Source organism: Edaphocola flava (genome assembly GCF_004118155.1).
GTDB classification, from domain to species: Bacteria; Bacteroidota; Bacteroidia; order Chitinophagales; family Chitinophagaceae; genus Edaphocola; species Edaphocola flava.
The window spans coordinates 1294900-1317639 of the sequence record NZ_SAIQ01000001.1 but is presented as its reverse complement, the minus strand read 5'-3'; the positions used below and the strand labels follow the sequence as shown (position 1 = coordinate 1317639).

Genomic DNA, 22740 nt, shown 5'->3' with positions numbered 1-22740 from the left:
AAATATGACTGAAGCAAATGTCAGAGACAGAATAAATGCGATCAAAGAGCGCTTTGATAACATCTCCTACCGGGGGGTGGTGCTCAATGTGCCCTACCTGATCTTCCTGGCTTTACTTGCAGTAATGTATATCTCTAACAGCAATAAAGGACTGTCGCTGGCAAGAGAAATCGAAAAAAAGAAAAAAGAATTAAAAGAGGTTCGTTGGCGCTATAAGGACGCACAGGCCAGCCTGATCTATTACACTTCGGAAAGACAGATCAGCGAACAGGCTAAATCCCTGGGTATTGCTCCTTTATCCAAACCGGCCTTTGAAATAAAAGCAGTAGAAAAAAAGTAAAACATTGGCAGCACAACAAAAATCAAGTGTAAAAAGAGACATCAGCAGACGGGTTAACCTGTCTTTTGGTGCTATTGTGCTATTGGGAGCTGCCATTGTCATTAAAGCGGGCATGACTCAGGCCAATGACGGAGAGCGACTAAGGGCGCAGGCCAACCGCTCTTTTTCTGATATTGAAACCTTATATCCTGACCGCGGTAATATATATACAGAAGAAGGAAAGATCCTGTCGGCAACCATTCCGAAGTTTGATCTGAAGATGGACCTGTCGGTGATCAATAAAGACACCTTCTACAATAATGTTGATACACTGTGCGATGCACTGGCTACCATCCTCAAAGATGAGACTGCCGCTTCGCTGAAACAGAGAATGAAAGAGGGTTTCCGCCGGAAAAGCCGATACTGGACACTTAAAAACAAAGTGGCCTATTATGACTATCAGCTGATCCGCAACCTGCCTTTATTGCGCAAGCCAAAAAATAAAGGTGGTTTTATGCCGGAACCGCAGATGAAGCGAATGAACCCTTATGGTATGCTGGCTTACCGTACCATTGGTTTGTGGAGAGAGAATGCTCAGATCATTGGTCTGGAAAAGAGCTACGATACAGACCTGTCGGGCAGAACAGGCACCCGCATCATTCACAAAGTAGGTGGTCAGTGGGTTCCGCTTGTGGGTTCTGAGATTGAGGCGGTAGAAGGACATGATATTGTATCAACCATTGATATAGACATACAGGAAGTAACAGAACATGCACTGCATGATATTATGGCTCAGTATGAGTGTCTGCAGGGTACGGCTATTGTGATGGAGGTGGAGACCGGAAAGATCAGGGCTATTGCTAACCTGGGTCGCCAGAAGAATGGCGAATACTGGGAAGACTTTAACTATGCCATGATTCCTTCTGAACCGGGATCGGTATTCAAACTGATGTCGCTCTATGCCTTACTGGAAGACGGTTATGTCAATGCCAATACTATGGTAAACTGTAACGGTGGGCAAATGCGCTTCGGTACCCAGACGGTACGTGACGATCATGGCGGATTAGGTTCTATCACGGTAGAAAAAGCCTTTGCACAGTCGTCCAATGTGGCTTTTGCCTCCCTGGTCAACAAATATTATCATGATAACCCGATGAAGTATATCAAGCATTTGCAACATCTGGGCTTAAACCAAAAAACGAATTTAGATCTGGCCGGCGAGCGCAAACCGCTGATCAAAACACCGGAAAGCAAAAGCTGGAATAAAATCACTTCTCTGCCCTGGATCGGTTACGGTTATGAAAGCATGATCACACCACTACATACTTGTATGGTGTACAATGCAGTAGCCAATAATGGTAAGATGATGCAACCTTACCTCGTAAGTGCGGTTAAAGAAGATGGGAAAGTGATCCGTCAGATCGAACCAAAGGTGCTCATTGAAAAAATAGGTAAAGAATCTACCATAAAGCAGTTACAGCAAGTAACCCGCGCCGTGGTGAGAGAGGGTACTGCCAAGGCAGCGCAATCTCCGTTCTATACCGCAGCAGGCAAAACGGGTACCGCACAGGTAGCAGATAAGATCGGTGATGTTTTTTATAGCTATGCCGATGGTGTAAAGCAAGGTTCTTTTGTAGGATATTTCCCGGCAGAAAAGCCCCGCTATACAATAGCAGTGGTGATCCGCTCTAAACCACATGGTGTTTATTATGGTGCAGCACTGGGTGTACCGGTATTTAAAGCCATTGCAGATAAGCTTTATACCACCAAGATCGGTGGCTGGAAAGTGGATGCTGACTCACTGGGCAAGGATAAAATGCTGGTTGCAAAAGCAGCACCTCCGGGCCAATTGCAGTACCTGCTGAAGATGCTGGGTTATACTGCTTACCAGGAAAACAGCAATGCAATGCTCTCGTTCCTGCAGAATGATGCACAACATAAATTAAAAATTGCTTCGAAAGAAGTGAAGACAAATATAGTACCGGATGTAGTGGGAATGGGTATTAAAGAGGCGCTCTACCTGTTAGAGAATGCCGGCCTTAAAGTACACATCAGTGGCGCAGGAAGCGTAAACCGGCAGTCTATACCTGCGGGCAGTAATTATAAAAAAGGACAAACCATTAACCTAGAACTCAGCTAAAGTGAAGAACATAGCAGCAATCATACAAGACATTCCGGTACGGGCTATACATGGCCGTACTGATCTTGTTATAGATGGTCTTACGATTGATTCCCGTAAGGCCGCTCCTGGTATGCTTTTCTTTGCACAGAAGGGTACGGTAACAGACGGACATCAGTATATACCAGCTGTCATCGAAGCCGGTGCAATAGCTATAGTATGTAAAGAGCTCCCGGAAATTTTAAATCTGGAAGTATGTTATATACAGGTGGATGAGGTAGCCCCGGTTATTGGATTGATGGCATCGGCATTTTACGGCCACCCTACCCGCAAATTGCAGGTGGTGGGCGTAACGGGAACGAACGGAAAGACCAGTGTTGCGACACTGTTATATAAATTATTTAATCAACTGGATGAGCCTTCAGGATTGGTATCTACAGTGGAGAACAGGATAAGGGAAAATGTTATTCCTTCTACGCATACTACTCCCGATCCGGTAAGTCTGCAGGCATTGTTCCGCCAGATGGTGGATGCCGGCTGTACGTATGCTTTTATGGAAGTGAGCTCCCATGCAGTGCATCAGCACCGTATTACAGGTATCACTTTCCGCGGAGGCATCTTTACCAATATTACGCATGATCACCTCGATTATCATAAGACGTTTGATGAGTATATAAGGGTTAAGAAACAGTTCTTTGACCACTTGCCGAAAGGCACATTTGCCCTGACCAATATCGACGATAAACGCGGTATGGTGATGTTGCAAAATACTAAGGCGGCAAAGAAAGCATATGGTTTAAGAGTACCCTGCGATTTCAAAGGCAAGGTATTTGAAAATAACCTGACCGGCCTCCTGATGAATGTGGACGGACAGGATGTTCATTTCCGTATGTCGGGCCTGTTCAATGCCTATAACCTGCTGGCCGTATACGGTGCAGCAGTATTATGCGGACAGGATAAGATTGATGTACTGACAGCCCTGAGCAATATGCAGGGAGCAGCAGGCAGGTTTGAAACCTACCATTCTGCTACCGAAAAAATACTGGGTATTATAGATTACGCCCATACGCCGGATGCTTTACAGAATGTATTGTCTACGATAAAACAATTCGGTCAGCAGGCCAATATCATTACCGTGATTGGCTGTGGCGGAGACAGAGATAAACTGAAACGACCAGAAATGGCACAGGTAGCCTGCGAACTGAGCTCAAAGGTGATCCTGACTTCCGACAACCCGAGAAGTGAAGACCCTGAAGCGATACTGGATGATATGGAAGCGGGTCTTACACCAGGTATGATGCGCAAAGCATTACGCATCAGTGACCGGAAAGCCGCAATCAAAACGGCAGTAAGTATGGCCCATGCAGATGATGTAATACTCGTGGCCGGCAAAGGTCATGAAACCTACCAGGAGATCAAAGGAGTACGCCATCATTTTGATGACCGTGAGGTACTCCTCGAAATGTTTAAACTATTGGAAAAATAATTATATAGAAAAATGCTTTACAACTTATTCACATACCTAAGGGAAGTATTCGGACTGAGCGGCGCAGGTGTCTTTCAGTTCATTACCTTCCGTACATCGATGGCCATTCTCCTGTCATTGGTCATTACGATGATCTACGGGAAGAAGGTGATCAAGTTTCTGCAAAAGAAGCAAATCGGTGAAACCATCCGTGAGCTGGGCCTGGATGGACAAACATCCAAGAAAGGTACGCCTACAATGGGCGGTCTGGTCATCATTGCCGGTATACTGATACCAACACTGCTGTTTGCACGCATCAGCAATGTATATATCATTATGATGCTGATCAGTACGGTATGGCTTGGCATTATCGGGTTCCTGGATGATTACATTAAGGTATTCAAAAAGAATAAAGAAGGCCTGAAAGGTAAGTTTAAAGTAATCGGGCAATTAGGTCTGGGTATAATTATAGGGTCAATGATGTACTTCAACAGCCACGTAGTGACTACCCGCGAAGTAGTGGATGGCAGACCTACATTATACAACAATACAGAGAAGATCATTGGTGAGCCTACCTTCCGCAAGGAAAATGACGGCAGGGTAAGAAAATATGTGAAAGTGCAATCGGCTGTAACCAGCGTTCCGTTTAATAAAAACCACGAGATCAGCTTTGCTAAGATCGCTTCGGTTTTCGGAGATAAAAATATCAACTGGACCACACCGTTATTATATATCATATTTGTCACCTTCATCATCATTGCAGTAAGTAATGGCGCGAATATGACCGATGGTCTGGATGGTCTGGCCACAGGGGTATCGGCAATCATAGGGGTTTGCGTAGGTATTTTCGCCTACCTCTCCGGCAACTATGTATTTGCCGAATATCTGAACATCATGCATATTCCTAACCTGGGTGAGTTATCCATTTTCATGGGTGCCTTTGTGGGAGCCTGTATTGGCTTCCTCTGGTACAACACCTACCCGGCACAGGTATTTATGGGTGATACCGGTAGCCTGGCACTCGGTGGTATCATTGCCTGTATGGCCATCATTATCAGAAAAGAATTACTGATTCCTATTTTCTGTGGCATTTTCCTGGTAGAAAACCTCTCAGTGCTGCTGCAAACAGGATACTTTAAATATCAGAAAAGAAAGAATGGTCTTGAATATGCAAAGGAGAACCGCTTATTTAAAATGGCGCCATTGCACCATCACTACCAGAAACTGGGATATCATGAAACTAAAATCGTAACACGCTTCTGGATCGTTGGTATTTTACTGGCTGTACTGAGTATCGTTTCGATGAAACTGCAATAAGTATAAAGAATGATGAAACGTATTGTTGTATTAGGAGCAGGCGAGAGCGGAAACGGCGCAGCAATCCTGGCTAAGAAAGAAGGGTACGATGTGTTCGTCTCGGATTTTGGCCAGATCAAGGAAAGCTACCGGGCCGAACTGGAGGCACATAACATCGCTTACGAATCCGGAGGGCACACACAGGATCTGATTCTGAATGCTGACCTGATCGTCAAGAGTCCCGGCATACCGGAAAAGGCACCGATCATAAAAGCCATCAGGACCGCAGGTATAGAGCTGATCAGTGAGATTGAATGGGCCTACCGCCATAAGGGAGACAGTAAGATCATTGCTATAACAGGCAGTAACGGAAAAAGCACCACAACGAGCCTGGTCTATTACATCCTGAAGCAAAACAAACTGGATGTATCAATGGTCGGTAATATCGGTTACAGCTTTGCCAAGCAGATTGCAGAGCAGCCTACCGAATGGTATGTAGCAGAGATCAGCAGTTTCCAGCTGGATGATATTAAGACCTTCAGACCGGATATAGCCATGATTCTGAATATAACACCAGACCACCTGGACCGCTACGAATACAATTTCGACAAGTATGCCGCAGCCAAGTTCAGGATAGCAGAAAACCAGCAAGAAAATGATATCCTCATACTGAACCAGGAAGACGAAGCAACTATAAAATACTTAGAACAAAATACTATTAACCCACGAACAATTTATATCACAATGAGCGATCACCTACTTAACAATCAGGACGGAGCATATATGAATAATGATGAAATGCACATTAAATGGGAGGGAGATGATATGAAGACTACTGTGCATGATCTGGCATTAAAAGGTAAACACAATCAATTCAACTCTATGGCCGCAGGTATTTCTGCAAGAGCAGCAGGTATTCGTAAAGAAAAGATCAGAGATTGTTTTGAAACCTTTGACGGGCTGGAGCATCGTCTGGAATATGTAGCTACTGTGCGTGGTGTTGAGTTTATCAATGATAGCAAAGGTACTAACCTGAACTCTGTATGGTTTGCACTGGAAAGCATGAAAAAGCCGGTGGTACTGATATTGGGCGGACAGGACAAGGGTAACAACTACAATGAAATTATGGAGTTGGTACAGGAAAAAGTGAAAGCAATTGTTTGTATGGGTATTGACAATAGTCCTATTCATAAAGCATTTGATGGTGTGGTCGCTACAATAGTAGATACTGCAAGTGCAAAAGACGCTGTAAATGCAAGCTATGCCCTGGCCGATAAAGGAGATATCGTATTGCTGTCTCCGGGTTGTGCCAGCTTTGACCTCTTCAAAAATTATGAAGACAGAGGAGATCAATTCAAAGAAGCCGTAAAAGGTTTGTAAAAAAATATAAGAAATTAAATAAAGCCCGTAAGGAATGAAAGCGTTGTTGCAGCAAGTAAAAGGAGATAAAGTAATCTGGTCAGTGGTAGTCATTCTATCCCTGTTCAGCCTGCTTTTGATCTACAGTACCACCGACAGGCTGGCACTGGAGCATAATACAACTCCGTTCAAATTCTTACTGTCACAGATATTTTACTTAGTACTGGGTTTAGCCACGGTATATATCTTTCACCGGATCAAGTACACCCGATTTATGAAATGGTCGGTATACCTGTTCCTGGCGAGTATACCCTTACTGCTCTATACCCTGTTCTTCGGTACAGAACTGAACAGTGGGTCACGCTGGATCGCCATTCCTTTTGTAGGTGTTACGATACAGACATCAGACTTAGCAAAGCTGGCCATTTTCACCTTCCTGGCCCGCCAGTTGAGCCTGAAGCAAAAAGTAATCGGCAATTTCTGGAAAGGATTCTTCCCGGTTCTGTTACCGGTACTGATTATCTGCGGACTGATTGCTCCGGCAAACCTGTCTACAGCATTGCTATTAGGTGCTACCTGCTGCTTTATGTTCTTCATAGGCCGTATACCCATGAAGTTCATCCTGCTGCTGATTGTCGCCGGATTGGGACTGGTATTATGCATATTTGCCATATCCAAGCTTACCGGTAAAGGTCGTGGCGGTACGTGGCAGAAGCGTATAGAAGTATTTATGGGCAAGAATGCCGATGCTGATGATACCTATCAGACAGATCAGGCAAATATTGCTATTGCGAACGGAAGATTAACCGGTCGCGGACCAGGTAACAGTTATGCAAAGAACTTCCTGCCGCACCCTTATTCCGACTTCGTATTTGCCATTGTGATCGAAGAATACGGCCTCATAGGTGCAAGTGCATTGATGTTCTGCTATCTGCTGTTCCTCTGGCGAAGTATTAATATATTCAGGAGATGCCCCTATGCATTCGGCGCATTTCTATCTATAGGATTGAGTTTTACCCTGGTTTTCCAGGCCATGATCAATATGGCGGTAGCCGTGCACCTGGTGCCGGTAACCGGTCAGACCTTACCCTTTGTGAGTAAAGGGGGATCTTCCATCGTATTCACGGCCATGGCAGTAGGCGTAATACTGAGCGTAAGCCGCTACGTAGATGAGATGGAAGGTAAACAACAATTGGTAAAACAAATTGAAAAAGAGCAGCGGGATAAAGAAGCCCTGGCTGCGGCTCAAAACAATTAACGTATGAAAGTAATCATTGCAGGTGGAGGCACAGGAGGACATATCTTTCCGGCAGTAGCAATTGCTAATGCCTTGCAGCGCTTACGTCCCGATACGGAAGTTTTGTTTGTAGGCGCAAAGGGCAAGATGGAGATGGAGAAGGTGCCGCAGGCCGGATACAAAATTGTAGGGCTGGATATTGCCGGCCTCAACAGAAGCAACTGGCTCAAAAACTTATCCCTTCCGTTCAAGCTATGGAAGAGCCGCCGCAAGGCCAATGAACTGATTAAAACATTCAACCCGGACATCGTGATTGGTGTTGGTGGCTATGCCAGTTTTCCTATGCTGAATGCAGCACAGGCAGCAGGTATTCCGACACTGATCCAGGAGCAAAACTCCTTTGCCGGGAAGAGCAATAAGATATTAGGTAAAAAGGCAAAGGCCATTTGCGTGGCTTATGACCAGATGGAACAGTTCTTTCCGAAGGATGCCATCATAAAGACCGGAAACCCGGTGCGTGCCAGCATTGCACAAGCCAATATAGATCCGGTTGAGGCGAAACGCTTCTTCGAACTGAACGAGCATCAAAAGACATTGCTGATTGTAGGTGGTAGCCTGGGGGCGAAAGCGATTAATGAAGCGATTGCTGCCAACCTGGAATTACTGACCAGCGCAGGCTTGCAGATCATCTGGCAGACAGGAGAGCCATTCTATCAGGAAGCAGTAAATGCAGCAGCCGATTATCCGCAGGTGAAGGTACATGCTTTCATCCGCCAGATGGAACAGGCATACGCAGCAGCAGATATGGTGATATCCCGTGCAGGTGCCTTAGCTATTGCTGAACTCTGTATTGTGGCCAAACCGGTAATCTTTGTTCCTTATCCGTTTGCGGCTGAGGACCACCAGACCAGCAATGCCCTTTCCCTGACCCGGAAAGATGCAGCCCTGATGATTAAAAACGATGAAGCCCAGCTGCAACTGGCAGGAACCTTGTTACAGCTATTAAACAACGAAGCACTGCAGCAGCAGATGCACCGCAACCTGAAAGAGGAAGCGATCAAAGATGCTGACGAACGCATTGCCCGCATTGTGATAGATATAGTAAATCAAAAAAACTAAGATCATGAACATCGACTCAATAAAGAAAGTATATTTTGTAGGTATAGGTGGTATAGGCATGAGTGCCCTGGCCCGCTTCTTTAAGCAAAGAGGCGTGGAGGTAAACGGTTATGATAAAACAGAAACCGATCTTACCCGTCAGCTGGTGCAGGAAGAGATTGGTGTGACTTATACTGATTCAGAGACAGAACTGAAGAAAGAGGTAGATGTCGTGATCTATACACCGGCCATACCACAGGATAATGTAATCCTGAATTGGTACCGAGCTAATAATTACCCTGTGTACAAGCGCTCTGATGCATTGCAATGGATTACAGAATCTATGTTTGCCATCACTGTTGCCGGTACCCATGGCAAAACGACGATCAGCACTATGATTGGTCACATACTGAGAGATAGCGGTTATGGCTGTAATGCATTTTTGGGTGGCATTTCAGTAAATTATAACACCAATTACTGGAGCTCCGACAATGCAGTAGCAGTGATAGAAGCAGACGAATATGACCGAAGCTTCCTGAAGCTGAAACCGGATGTAGCAGTACTGACGGCTATGGATGCTGATCACCTGGACATCTACGGTACCCCGGAAGCGGTGCAGGAAGCGTATATACAATATACTGCCAACATTAAACCGAACGGCACCCTGATCAAAAAACATGGTTTGAAACAAGGTGCTCAGTTAAAAGGGGCGCATAAAAAAAGCTATAGCTTACAGAATACTGGTGCAGATGCCTATGCAGATAACATCCAGATGAAAAACGGCAGCTACATTTTCGATGTAAAAGGAAATGGCATTTTCATGACTGATGTGCATCTGAATATTGGTGGTATGCATAATGTAGAGAACTGTATTGCGGCTATAGCGGTTGCCAAGCAACTGGAAATTGAGGATGAAGCGATTAAAAGTGCAGTAGCTAATTTCAAAGGAGTTAAACGTCGTTTTGAATATATCGTTAAGAATGATAAGATTGTTTATATAGACGATTACGCGCATCACCCCGAAGAGCTGGCCGCATTGATTAAAAGTGCGAAAACGCTGTTCTCTAAACGCAGAATCGTCATTGCGTTCCAACCGCACCTATTCACCCGTACACGCGATTTCGCTACAGAATTTGCGCATGCACTGGATATGGCTGATGAGATTATCCTGCTGGATATTTATCCTGCGAGAGAATTACCGATCGAGGGTGTTGATGCAGCAATGATTAAAAGTAAAATGGGCAATCCTAATGTAACTATACTGAGCAAGGAAGGATTAATGTCTTATGTAACTAATGCTCCGCTGGATTTGTTTATAACAGCCGGTGCAGGTGATATTGATAAGCTGGTGGCCCCTATAGGAAAAATATTATCAGAGAAATAGTTATAAGCATACATGTCAACAGGTAAAAAAATATCGGCAAGAAAAGTAAAACGCTTCATCGTGGGATCACTGGTGTTGATTACTTTCTCATGCGTATTGTTTGCCGCGACGAAGAAGCAGGCGGAGCGTAAGATTGAAGGGGTTAAGGTCACCCTCCAGAACCAGGGCGAAGAAGAAAACTTTTTACTGGAAAAGGATGTAGAAAAGCTTTTTGTAACGAATACGAATATCAATATTCTCAACAAGAGCATTGCCGACCTGGACCTGAACCATATAGAAGAACTGGCAGAACAGAACCCTTGGGTAAAAAGCGCAGAAGTATATGTGGACAATAACAGTAAGCTGAATATAGAAGTAACACAACGTTTACCGGTAGCGAGATTATTTACCCGCGAAGGGCGTAGTTTCTATATTGATTCTGCGGGCTTTGAAATGCCACTGAGCGAACGATATGCATATCCGGTAACGGTTTTCACCAATGTGCCGCATGCTGCCAATGACAGTATTTATGCCGGAATGAAAAAGAAAATCGTGTACATGAGTGAGGTACTGAAAGCAGACAGCTTCTGGAACAGCCAGATTACACAACTGGATGTGGTGAATGAACATCACTTCAATGCATACACTACTATAGGCAAACAGAAGATTATCATAGGAGATACTACACGTGTAGCGGATAAACTGAAGAACCTGTATTCTTTTTACCGTGAAGTATCGAATAAGATAGGATGGAATAAATATGAAGTCCTGGATATACGTTACAGAAACCAGGTTGTCGCCAGTCCTACATTTGGATGGGTACCACCTAAAGATACCAATTCGGTAGCTATTACAGAACCGGTTCCTGCACCTGCAGAACACACGGATGCAGTAAAGCCTGTCGTAAAACCGCAACCGGTCAAACCTGCACCTGTAAAAGCAGCAGCGAAACCAGTTGTAACTGCAGCAGTAAAGAAATCTGCTCCGGAAAAGCCAAAAGCAGTGAAACCCTTGACTAAACCAAGTGCGAAGACGACCACATCGAAACCTAAGTACGAGTATACCAACGAAAAAAATAAACCTAATAATAAAAAATAGTTTAGCATAAAAAAATCTTTGTGATATGAATAAGAATGAGAACCCCATCATTGTAGGCCTGGACATTGGTACCACCAAAGTCGTAGCGATTGCAGGCAGAAAGAACGACTTTGGGAAAATCGAGATTATAGGATTCGGCAGAGCAGAGTCAAACGGCGTGAGTCACGGTGTAGTGCTGAACCTGGATCAGTGTATCACATCGATTAAGAAAGCAATTGATAACCTGCATGAAAATAATCCTAACCTGGATATACATAATGTTTATGTAGGCATCGCAGGTCAGCATATCAAAAGTATCCCTTCACGCGGTGACAGGGTACGTACCTCTTCTGAACAGATTATCACTAAAGAAGAGATTGAAATGCTGATGAGCGACCAGCGCAAGACACATATCCCTGCAGGCGATGAGGTTATTGATATTATTCCTACAGAATTCTCTGTAGACAATATTACCAATATCCCGGAGCGCTCCGTAATCGGTATGAACGGTACTAAATTTGGTGCCAACTTCCATATCATTACCGGTGATAAAACGGCGATCAAAAATATACAGCGCTGCGTAGAAAGCGCAGATCTGTATACTAAAGATCTGGTACTGCAACCACTGGCATCAGCATCGGCTGTACTGGCTGATGATGACCTGGAAGCGGGTGTAGCAATTGTGGATATCGGTGGTGGTACTACGGATATGGCGGTGTTTGTAGATGGTATTCTGCAACATACTGCAGTAATCCCTTTTGCCGGTACCAATATCACGAATGATATTAAAAACGGGCTGGGCGTACTGAAGGCACAGGCCGAGCAACTGAAAATACAATTCGGTTCTGCTATTGCTGAAGAAGCAAGCGGCAACCAGTATATTTCTATTCCTGGCCTGAAAGGACTCCCTGCAAGAAATCTTTCTACCAAAACCTTGTCTAACATTATCCAGGCAAGAATGGAAGAGATCCTGGAATATGTTGTATATCACCTGAAGCAACACGATCTGGATAAGAAACTGCATGGCGGTATTATCCTGACTGGTGGTGGTAGCAGCCTGAAACACCTGAAACAACTGACTGAGTTCAAAACCGGTCTGAATACCCGTATTGGTTATCCTACCGAACACCTGTCCGGCGGTTATGATGAGGTATTGAATAACCCTATGTACTCAACCTGTATCGGCCTTATCCTGAAAGGATACCTGGATCTGGAGAAGAGCAACAGTACTACGCACGTGATCAGACAGAAGAATACTGAACTGCCCGTACAACCAGAAGCACCAGTCGCACCGGTGCCACAGGACCCTGTAGCCAGACAAGCTGCAAGCAATATTGTTTCAGAAGAAGCATTTGAGGCAGAAGATGATCTGCTGCAAGAGCCTAAAGAAGCTAAAGAAAACCCTGGAATAAAAGTATCGCAACGCGTTGCTTCTATTTTCGGAACGCTGAAAAACAGCATCAAAGAGCTGTTTAGTGAAAATGAAGATCAACAATTAAATTAACCCATCGTAGTATAAAGAGCAACTTTACTTAACCCCCATTAAAAAAATCTATTATGATACATTTTGAAATTCCAAAAAATCAGTCCTCCATCATCAAGGTGATTGGTGTAGGCGGAGGCGGCGGAAATGCGGTGAATTCCATGTACACTCTTGGAATAGAAGGCGTAGATTTTATCGTATGTAATACCGACTCACAGGCATTGGCGCAAAGCCCGATTCCAAACAAGATCCAGTTGGGGCCACACCTGACACAGGGACTTGGTGCAGGTGCAAATCCTGAAATCGGCAAGCAAGCAGGTGAAGAGTCTATAGATGAGATCTCTAAAATCCTGAGTGTAAATACGCGCATGGCATTTATTACTGCCGGCATGGGTGGTGGTACTGGTACTGGTGGGGCTCCTGTAATTGCAAAGACTTGTCGTGACCTGGGTATCCTTACCGTAGGTATCGTGACAACGCCTTTCACTTACGAGGGTCGTAAGCGCCTGAACCAGGCTCAGAACGGTATCGCTTCGATGAGAGAACATGTGGACACTATCCTGATCATCTCTAATGACAAGCTGCGCCAGCAGTTCGGCAACCTGCCGTTTACTCAGGCCTTTGCAAAAGCGGATAATATCCTGGCTACTGCTGCAAAGTGTATTACGGACCTGATCACTGTAGACGGTCGTGTAAACCTTGACTTTAACGATGTGCAAACCGTTATGAAAAATGGTGGTGTAGCCATTCTGGGTAGTGCACAGGCAAGCGGTGAAAACCGTGCTTATACTGCGGTAACCGAAGCATTAAACTCTCCTCTGTTGAATGATGATGACATCTCCGGAGCTAAATGGATCCTGCTGAATGTAACTTCTTCTCAAGGTGAGCATGAGCACACACTGGACGAGCTGGATATCATCCAGGGATATGTTCAGGATCAGGCTGGTAATAACTGTGATATTATCTTAGGTATGGGTCATGACCCAAGCCTGGGAGATGAGATCGCTGTAACCATTATTGCAACCGGATTTCACCAGAATGAAATTAAAGATAATATGGCCCAGCTTGCCAAGCAACAAAAAGCAGCTGAGCCTGAAAAAGTAATCATGAACCTGCAACCGGAACCAAGCCCGGTAGCGACCGTTGCCCCGGAACCAGCTCCTGTAGCGCCTCCTGCTCCGGCAGTTGATCCTATGGCTCCGCGCCTGGTACAGGAGGATATGCCTGCTGCACCACCGGCACCGGAACAACAGATTCATACTTTTGAACTGGAACTGCCGAATAAAATGGCGGAAGAATCTGTAGACTATGTACCACAGGCCATTACTACAGTAAGCAACCAGGAGATTCCTGCTCCGCAGCCGCAATATCAGCCGCAACCGGCGCAGCCTACAGCTGACAACCGTGTGAAAATGGGTGATCGCTACCTGACTCCTGATGAGATGGAAGAGCGCAACCGTTTCGAAGAGCAAAAGAAAATACTGGAAGAAAGAGCAGAACGCCTGAGAAGAATGAGCTTCAACTTTCATGGCAATAATGCTGAGGAAATTGAGAATGTACCTGCGTATATGCGCCGCAACAGCAATACAGACGAGACGATTGATGAATCCTCTAAACCATTCTTATCTTCTTATCGTGTAGATGAGCGTGGCAATGGAAACATCAGCACCATCAATACTTTCCTGGACGGTAATAAGCCAGATTAATTACTACCCTTTCTCTAACTAAAACAAAACGATAAAAGCCCCGGATATTCCGGGGCTTTTATCGTCTTTAAGACTTATTAAAATTGTATTAGTCAGCCAGTTTGAGATCCATTTCTACACGTCTGTTCTGTGCACGGCCTGCGGCTGTTTTATTGCTTGCTTTTGGTTTTTCCAATCCGTAGCCATTAGTAGACAGTCTGCCTTCGGCAATACCTTTGGATACAAAGTATTCTTTAACCGCAGCAGCACGCTGTTTAGACAGCTCCAGGTTACGTTCTGCAGTACCTACATTATCAGTATGTCCATCAATGGTCATGTTGTAATCCGTGTACTCGTTCAGTATAGCAACGATCTCATCCAGCAGTTTGTAAGATGTTTTCTTAATCACCGCTTTACCGGTTTCGAACTGGATTGCTGTGGCAGCGAAGGCCAGGCGTTTTTTAACCTCGGCACGTACTTCAGGACATCCGTGGTTATTCACCGTTCCCGGTACTGTAGGGCATTTATCCAGGTGGTCTGCGATACCATCATTATCGCTATCCGGACAACCCTGTTGTGCTATAGGGCCTGCATTATTAGGACATTTATCTTCCCAGTCTGCAATACCATCTCCATCAGTATCGCTACATCCCTGGAACTGTGCCAGGCCGGCTATATCAGGACATTTGTCGTCTTTATCTGCAACACCATCACCATCACGGTCAGGACAACCATTTGTGGCTACGCTACCCGCCTCATTCGGACATAAATCCTCACCATCTGCTATACCATCAAGATCAGCATCGGGACAACCTTGAGTATTGGCCAGGCCCGCTACATCAGGACATTTATCTACAGAGTCTACAACACCATCATTATCGCGGTCGGTAGGTTTACAACCCATATTGGCCCAGATACCGGCTTCTCCGGGACATTTATCCAGTTTGTTAGACACTTTATCGCCATCACTGTCTTTCAGTTTTTTCTTATGGAATGGCACCTGCAGTCCGAAGTAGAAATTCGCTCCTTTTGCAGAGTTACCACCCAGCAGAGCCAAACCATCATCCGTACCGAAATACAGTCCGCTTACCCGAATGCCCAAACCAGCTTTCATGCTCTCTGAAGTGAAATTATAAGTCAGCGGCAAACCTACCGTTAAGATCTTATTTTCATATCTCGGGGTTATGGTCAACTGCGAGAAGTTATAAGGGCTGTAATTATCATAAGCAGGTTTCATCAGCGAACCAATAAACGTAGCATTGGCATAGAAGCCGTTTTTAATATTCCAGTCGGCACCCAGCACCAGGCTGGTCGGCATATTGATGCGTGTCCTGGTTGCTGCACCATCGTTTATAGTAAACCCTCTTGAAGCCATATAGCTTTTCAGCTCATCATAATTATTGAACTTATCGCCAAGGCTATCTACATTAAGGGTACCAATGCCCGAAACACCATAGTTACGGGAATCCTTATAAGCAATGGCCCCAATATCGATTACGGATGCGGAGAAACGCAGTTTGTAAATATTTTTTTCAGGGTTTCTGCGATTAGGGCTTCCATCCATTTCATAAGTATACTTAGCTGCATCCGGCGCCCACTGATATACCAGACCTATATCCCCGCCAATACCTGAAGACTTGCCACTGAACATGGAATTAAACAGGTCATTAAAATTGCCGTTAAGGATATTGGAATTGTACAGGTTGGTAGAGGCATTAAGGCTCATGCTCTGCACCGTGATGGTCTTATTGGATTCATTATAGTTACCTACTATAGACTGTATACTGTTACCGCCATAACCAATACCGGAAAGGTACCGCAGGCTAACACCCAATGAAAGGGAGCTGGTAGGCTTGGTAAACAGATTGGTTGCATAGCTCAGGCCGGTTTCGGTCCAGGCATTGATATTGAAGTTCATGTTTTGTGCATTCACTGCTATATTCCCATTATTGCTGGAAAATATGGTGTTGAAAAATGCACTGTTATAATCTCTCAGTTGATTGGCAAAACGCACGCGGTTGGTCAGTGCGAAATTATGCTTGTCTTTAAAGCTTGCATAAATGTTAAGCACATTCACGCTCACCAGCGGACCGTTGATATCAAATTTCTGCCGGTCACCCTTAGTAACGATATCTCCGATATTGTAATTTTTGTCATCATTCAGCAGTTTGTTGAAGATGTTTGAGGAGTTAATAGTACCGTAATTCTGATCAATACCCCCATTAACAGATATCACATCAATGGACCATTTTACCCTGGAGTCACTAAGCAGTGCAGGGTTCAGAAATACTGATTTTGTAGGAAGGTAGTTGCCTGTGGCTACACCCAGGTAGTGCTGGGCTGTTATTGTTGGCGTCAGCGCAGCTAATGCCAGCAAGGTAAGTGTACATTTTTTCATCATAATTGTTAGTTTTTAAATGAATGGTAAGTGTATATTATATAATACGCCTGCAAATTAATTTGAGCTTCTATACCCGCCAAAAAACAAACTAAAAACAATACGAAAGTATTGCATGGTCATGCTACACAATACTAAATATAGCACAGATATACCAGAATACACAGATAAATGCCGAATATTTGCTCAAAAAAGCGTTAACTTTTGTCATAACTGTCTTATTATAACACCATTACATACTTATTATAATAACGCAGACCAAAAAGACTCAATCAATATTATTTTTAATTAAATTTGCTACAAACATTTTCAATTATAAGTATGAGTGCAAAAGCGAAGATTTTATTGGTTGAAGACGATGCATCATTAGGCTTTGTGGTAAAGGACAATCTTGAGGATAGCGGTTATGAAGTATTATTGTGTAGCGATGGGGAGAATGGCTGGCAAACTTTTATGCGCCAGAATGTAGACATTTGTCTGCTGGATGTTATGCTGCCTAAAAAAGATGGTATGGCACTGGCCAGCCTGATCAGACAGAAAAACGATAAAATTCCGATACTGTTTCTTACTGCCAAAAACCTGGACGAAGATAAGATCGCCGGTTTTAAAGCGGGAGGAGATGACTATATTGTAAAGCCTTTCAATATGGAAGAGCTGTTGCTGCGTATAGAGGTATTCCTGAAACGTTCTAAGGACGAAAAACCGATGGATGCTATAGTGGGCCTTGCCGCAAACAGTTCTTTCGATTACGAAAATCTGTTGCTGGTAAACCAGGGGCATGCTCAGCAATTAACACAAAAGGAAGCTGATCTGTTTAAATACCTGGTACAAAACAAAAACATGGTACTGAAGCGTGAAGACATTCTGATGAATGTATGGGGGAAAGACGATTATTTCCTGGGCAGAAGTATGGACGTGTTTATGACTAAGGTAAGAAAGTACATCAAAGGCATTGAGGGAGTAGAGTTACAAACCATGCATGGTGTTGGTTTTAAATTAGTTTTTGATAAATAGGTTACCATTGCAGAAACTCCTATCTTTGCAGGCCAAATTTTTAATTGTTCAGAATACTGATATCATATGACTTGGTTTAAAAGAATTACAAAAGGTATTTCGACAGATACTAAAGAGAAAAAAGAAGTACCGGACGGCTTATGGCATAAATGTTCTTCCTGTAAAGAAACATATACCACCGACGTTCTGGTAGAGAATCTGTTTGTATGCCCTAAGTGTCAGTTTCATAACAGAATAAATGCTCCTCAATATTTCGATATTCTTTTTGATGACGGAAAATTTGAAGAACTGTTTGCCAACATCGCACCAAAAGACTTCTTACAGTTTGAAGATGTGAAGCCTTATTCTGCAAGATTGAGTGCTGCACAAAGACAGACTGGCCTGAAAGATGCTATGACTGTAGGTGTAGGTGATGTAAACGGTAAAAAACTGGTAATCGCTTGTATGAACTTCAACTTCATCGGTGGTTCTATGGGTTCTGTTGTAGGAGAGAAGATTTCCCGTGCTATTGATTATGCGATCAAACACAAGCACGCCTTCATGATCATCAGTAAATCTGGTGGTGCGCGTATGATGGAAAGTGCATTCTCCCTGATGCAGATGGCTAAAACATCTGCGAAGCTGACTCAGCTGGCTAATGCAAAGCTGCCTTATATCTCATTACTGACCGATCCTACCACAGGTGGTGTTACCGCATCATTTGCAATGCTGGGCGATATTAATATTGCTGAGCCTAAAGCACTGATCGGATTTGCGGGTCCTCGTATCATTAAGGAAACAATCCGTAAAGATCTGCCTGCAGGTTTCCAGCGTTCTGAATTCCTGGTAGAGCACGGTTTCCTGGATTTCATCGTAGATCGTCATGACCTGAAGCAAAAACTGACCGATACCATCGAATGGTTCGGAACTAAATAATTACTTACTGTAGTTAAACATAGAAAAAGAGCAGCGTATCAAATTTGATACGCTGCTCTTTTTTATATGCTCTATACTGTTTAATTACAAACAATTTTATAATCCAGTACATTCTGTTCTTTCATTTCTTCCAGGTGATTGACCAAGGTATCTGTAAGCAATACACTTTTTGCGCCGTTTGATTTCAGCTTGATTTCACTCTGCTCACTCACAACCATTATTTCCAGCTCGCAATCTCCACTCTGGTGGGCATAATTATCATACAGGTATTGTACAAAATCGGCATTAATGCGCTCTAATGGGCAGCGAATACGCAGCGCTTTGGTAAAGCGTTTACGCACATCACTCATCAGCATTACCTCTGAGATTTTAAACTCAAATGTACCCGGACGGAAGCGTTGCTCCTGGTAGCGCCCTATCACCATTATTTTCTGGTCTTCGGACAGGTAGTTGCCGAACTTCACATAATCTTCTCTCCAGAGTATAATCTCTTTAAAGCCACTGTAATCATTCAGTATAAATCTACCATACTTATCACCCTTTTTCGTCAGCAGGTGTTTAGGATCGCTCATAAAGCCCATTACCCTTACCTGCTTGTCTACAAGGTCCTCCAGATCGGCCAGTGGCGTTACCTGGTAATGTTTCATTTCAAAGCGATAGTTATCCAGGGGGTGTCCGCTCAGGTAGATACCGATTACCTCTTTCTCAAATGCCAGGCGCTCCGAAAGTGGCCAGGGCTCCAGTTTAGGAATATCAGGGTGTTTCACCACCGGCATTTCCATATCACCAAAGAGGCTGCTTGTGGTCATAGAGACATCTGCCTGTACCTGTTGTCCGAACTTAATGATCTTAGACAGGAAGGTTTCGCCATCCATCATCTGATGGAAATACTGGGCGCGATGCATATTAGAGAAGCTGTCAAATGCGCCTCCATAGGCAAGGCTTTCCAGCGATTTCTTATTTACAGTACGCTGATTCACACGCGTGATCAGGTCAAATATATTCTCGTATGGTCCGTTCTTTTTACGCTCTTCAATAAGATCTAATACTGCAGCTTCACCCACACCTTTCAATGCGCCCAATCCGAAGCGGATTACACCTTGTTTATTTACCGAGAACCCGTTCAATGACTCATTGATATCGGGGCCCAGTACATTCAGGCCCATACGCTGGCACTCTTCCATGAAGAAGGTGATCTTCTCAATGCTGTTGGCATTGTTCATCACCGCAGCCATATACTCACTCGGGTAGTGTGCTTTCAGGTATGCAGTCTGGAAGGCCACGAAGGCATAACAGGTAGAGTGCGATTTATTGAAGGCGTATTGTGCAAAGGCTTCCCAGTCCGTCCAGATCTTATCCAGCTTATCGGCAGGCATGCCCTTCGCTATGGCACCATCCACGAACTTACCCTTCATCTTATCCAGCGTAGCACGATCCTTCTTACCCATCGCCTTACGCAGTACGTCGGCATCTCCTTTAGAGAAGCCGCCCAGTTTCTGCGACAGCAACATCACCTGTTCCTGATATACAGTAATACCGTAGGTCTCGGCCAGGTACTCTTCCATTTCCGGAAGGTCATAAGAGATCTCTTCCTCTCCGTGCTTACGCTTAATAAAGTTAGGGATGTATTGCAGCGGGCCCGGGCGATACAGGGCGTTCATTGCAATAAGGTCGCCAAACTTATCCGGTTTCAGGTTGATGAGGTGCTTCTGCATCCCGGGACTCTCGAACTGGAATGTTGCGTTGGTATCACCTCTCTGGTACAGCTGGTAGGTTAATTCATCATCCAGCGGAATGCCATCAATATCGATCTCCAGATCATGATTCATCTTGATCAGCTCCAGAGCATCACGGATAATGGACAGGGTCTTCAGACCCAGGAAGTCCATCTTGATTACACCCGCATCTTCAATGATTTTACCTTCATATTGAGTGATCAGTAAGTTCACATCTTTTGCAGTGCAGACCGGAAGCAGGTCAGATAAGTCTTTCGGGGCTATGATGATACCTGCAGCATGGATACCGGTATTCCGTACCGATCCTTCCAGCTTTTCTGCTTCGTGCAATACACGCGAAGCTTCGTCTGTTCCATTATAGAGCTCACGGATCTTCAGGATATTTTCAATATCCTCCGGACCGTAACCCTCTTTTTCATCCAGGGATTTCTCCCCGTCTTTGGCTTCTTTACTGGTAATAGGCGCATGTAGTACGCGGCTTAACTTGGTGCCGGGCTTATCCGGAACCAGCTTGGCCAGCGCATTGGAATCCTGCAAAGGATAATCGAGTACACGGGCAACGTCTTTAATACTCATTTTAGCCGCCATCGTACCGTATGTAACGATATGGGCCACCTGATTTTTACCGTATTTGTCTACCACATAATCGATTACCCGCTGACGACCTTCATCATCAAAGTCGGTATCGATATCGGGCATGGACTTACGGTCGGGGTTAAGGAAACGCTCAAACAGGAGGTTATATTTGATCGGGTCTATGTTGGTGATCCCGATACAATAGGCTACTGCCGATCCGGCCGCCGATCCACGGCCCGGGCCGATAAATACGCCTATATCACGACCGGCTTTAATAAAGTCAGATACGATAAGGAAGTAACCGGCAAAACCCATGGTACGGATGGTAAACAACTCAAAGTTGATACGCTCTTCAATATCAGGGGTAATCTCCTGATAGCGCTCATGGGCCCCTTTCCAGGTCAGGTGCATGAGATATGCATCCTGATCATCATTGAACTCTTCCGGCACTTTAAAGTGCGGCAGCAGGATATCCCGCTTCAGTTGCAAGGGTTTAATCTTATCTACGATCATCTGCGTGTTATCTATCGCCTGTGGCAGATCAGAAAACAGCGAGGTCATCTGTTGTGTATTTTTAAAGAAGAACTGGTCATTCCAGAAGGCGAAGCGGGTGCCTTTTTTGGAGTCTCCGTCGTCTGTAAATTCTTTATTGGTAGGTGTAGCCTGTTTCTCACCAGTATTAATACACAGCAAGATATCATGCGCATTATAATCTTCCTGTTCTACATAGTGAGAGTCGTTGGAGGCAATAACCGGTACATTATATTTTTTCGCAAAGCGCAGCAGTACTTCGTTTACGGCTTCCTGCTCCTTCATGTCATGACGCTGCAATTCTACATAGTAGTCCTCTCCGAAAAGATCGAGCCACCATTTGAATAATTGCTCTGCTTCTTCTTCACTTTTATAAAGGATGGCCTGAGGTACTTCCGCACCAATACAACAGGTTGTTGCAATCAGACCCTCATGGTATTTTAATATCAGCTCCTTATCGATACGCGGATACTTCCCGTACATCCCCTCCATAAATCCTAATGAACAGAGCTTAGTCAGGTTCTGGTAGCCTTTTTCGTCCTTAGCGAGGAACAGCTGGTGGTAGCGTTTATCCTTCCCCTCTTCCCGGGTAAATTTATTCTTATGGCGATCTGCAACCAGGTAGAATTCGCAGCCCACAATAGGCTTCACTACCGGCTCTTTAATTTCTTTCCCGTTTTCATCCATACCTACAACTTTAGTATTCTTCCAGGCTTCTGAAACGAACTGGAATACACCAAACATATTACCATGGTCGGTAATGGCAACAGCCGGCATATTATCCTTCTGTGCCTTCTTATATAGCTTTCCTATGTTGGAAGCTCCATCAAGTAATGAGAATTGAGTATGGTTGTGTAAATGGGAAAATTGCATGATCTCTGGCCACTATTTCAGTCATACAAAATAACAAATTTTGTACGGGATGGGCGCTCTTTTTTTTTACACAACGGGCTGTCTGACATCCATTTTTGAAGACCCTTAACTTTTGTACTCTGAATTTTGTCGTACATTTATATATCCAATTTCCGTGAGCTATGCTACGTCTTCATTACATATGTATCTGCCTTCT

15 protein-coding genes are annotated in these 22740 nt (G+C 44.4%); 13 read left to right on the top strand and 2 right to left on the bottom strand.

Features of this window, described 5'->3' with window-relative positions; all coding sequences use genetic code 11:
* Positions 1-4: 4 nt before the first annotated feature.
* Genes EMP01_RS05715 through ftsZ form a run of 11 tightly spaced genes read left to right on the top strand, consistent with a single transcriptional unit; the run spans position 5 to position 14522 of the window.
* The gene (locus EMP01_RS05715) at positions 5-340 is read left to right on the top strand and encodes an FtsL-like putative cell division protein (protein WP_129020505.1); all 336 of its coding nucleotides are present in this window, start codon (positions 5-7) and stop codon (positions 338-340) included.
* Between the two features lie 4 nt (positions 341-344).
* Positions 345-2459: a penicillin-binding protein gene (locus tag EMP01_RS05710; protein ID WP_129020504.1), complete on the top strand. Its 2115-nt coding sequence runs from the start codon at positions 345-347 to the stop codon at positions 2457-2459.
* 1 nt (position 2460) lies between these two features.
* Entirely contained in the window at positions 2461-3924 is a 1464-nt protein-coding gene (locus tag EMP01_RS05705; RefSeq protein ID WP_129020503.1) for a UDP-N-acetylmuramoyl-L-alanyl-D-glutamate--2,6-diaminopimelate ligase, read from the top strand.
* A gap of 12 nt (positions 3925-3936) precedes the next feature.
* Entirely contained in the window at positions 3937-5220 is a 1284-nt protein-coding gene (gene mraY / locus EMP01_RS05700) for a phospho-N-acetylmuramoyl-pentapeptide-transferase (RefSeq protein ID WP_129020502.1), read from the top strand.
* A gap of 9 nt (positions 5221-5229) precedes the next feature.
* Positions 5230-6579 (top strand): UDP-N-acetylmuramoyl-L-alanine--D-glutamate ligase, encoded by a 1350-nt coding sequence (gene murD / locus EMP01_RS05695; protein ID WP_129020501.1) that lies wholly within the window; start codon positions 5230-5232, stop codon positions 6577-6579.
* A gap of 34 nt (positions 6580-6613) precedes the next feature.
* Positions 6614-7816, top strand: coding sequence for an FtsW/RodA/SpoVE family cell cycle protein (locus tag EMP01_RS05690; RefSeq protein ID WP_129020500.1), 1203 nt, complete (start codon positions 6614-6616; stop codon positions 7814-7816).
* Positions 7817-7819: 3 nt separating this feature from the next.
* A complete protein-coding gene (murG, locus tag EMP01_RS05685; protein WP_129020499.1) occupies positions 7820-8914 on the top strand; it encodes an undecaprenyldiphospho-muramoylpentapeptide beta-N-acetylglucosaminyltransferase in 1095 nt (364 codons plus the stop codon).
* A gap of 4 nt (positions 8915-8918) precedes the next feature.
* Positions 8919-10277 (top strand): UDP-N-acetylmuramate--L-alanine ligase, encoded by a 1359-nt coding sequence (murC, locus tag EMP01_RS05680; protein WP_129020498.1) that lies wholly within the window; start codon positions 8919-8921, stop codon positions 10275-10277.
* A gap of 12 nt (positions 10278-10289) precedes the next feature.
* Complete coding sequence (locus EMP01_RS05675) at positions 10290-11354, top strand: cell division protein FtsQ/DivIB (protein ID WP_129020497.1); 1065 nt, start codon at positions 10290-10292, stop codon at positions 11352-11354.
* 25 nt (positions 11355-11379) lie between these two features.
* On the top strand, positions 11380-12837 hold the full coding sequence (gene ftsA, locus EMP01_RS05670; RefSeq protein ID WP_129020496.1) for a cell division protein FtsA: 1458 nt from the start codon (positions 11380-11382) through the stop codon (positions 12835-12837).
* 53 nt (positions 12838-12890) lie between these two features.
* Complete coding sequence (gene ftsZ, locus EMP01_RS05665; protein ID WP_129020495.1) at positions 12891-14522, top strand: cell division protein FtsZ; 1632 nt, start codon at positions 12891-12893, stop codon at positions 14520-14522.
* 88 nt (positions 14523-14610) lie between these two features.
* Here ftsZ and EMP01_RS05660 read toward each other — a convergent pair whose 3' ends face one another.
* The gene (locus EMP01_RS05660; protein WP_129020494.1) at positions 14611-16902 is read right to left on the bottom strand and encodes an OmpA family protein; all 2292 of its coding nucleotides are present in this window, start codon (positions 16900-16902) and stop codon (positions 14611-14613) included.
* A 318-nt stretch (positions 16903-17220) separates the two neighbouring features.
* Here EMP01_RS05660 and EMP01_RS05655 point away from each other — a divergent pair, with 318 nt between their 5' ends.
* Positions 17221-17913 carry a response regulator transcription factor gene (locus EMP01_RS05655; RefSeq protein WP_129020493.1) on the top strand — a complete coding sequence of 231 codons (693 nt, stop codon included), beginning with the start codon at positions 17221-17223 and terminating at the stop codon, positions 17911-17913.
* A gap of 66 nt (positions 17914-17979) precedes the next feature.
* Positions 17980-18828 carry an acetyl-CoA carboxylase, carboxyltransferase subunit beta gene (gene accD / locus EMP01_RS05650; RefSeq protein ID WP_129020492.1) on the top strand — a complete coding sequence of 283 codons (849 nt, stop codon included), beginning with the start codon at positions 17980-17982 and terminating at the stop codon, positions 18826-18828.
* A gap of 80 nt (positions 18829-18908) precedes the next feature.
* On the opposite strand, the gene dnaE is transcribed toward accD, so the two are convergent.
* Positions 18909-22544 carry a DNA polymerase III subunit alpha gene (gene dnaE / locus EMP01_RS05645; RefSeq protein ID WP_202615993.1) on the bottom strand — a complete coding sequence of 1212 codons (3636 nt, stop codon included), beginning with the start codon at positions 22542-22544 and terminating at the stop codon, positions 18909-18911.
* Between the last annotated feature and the right edge of the window lie 196 nt (positions 22545-22740).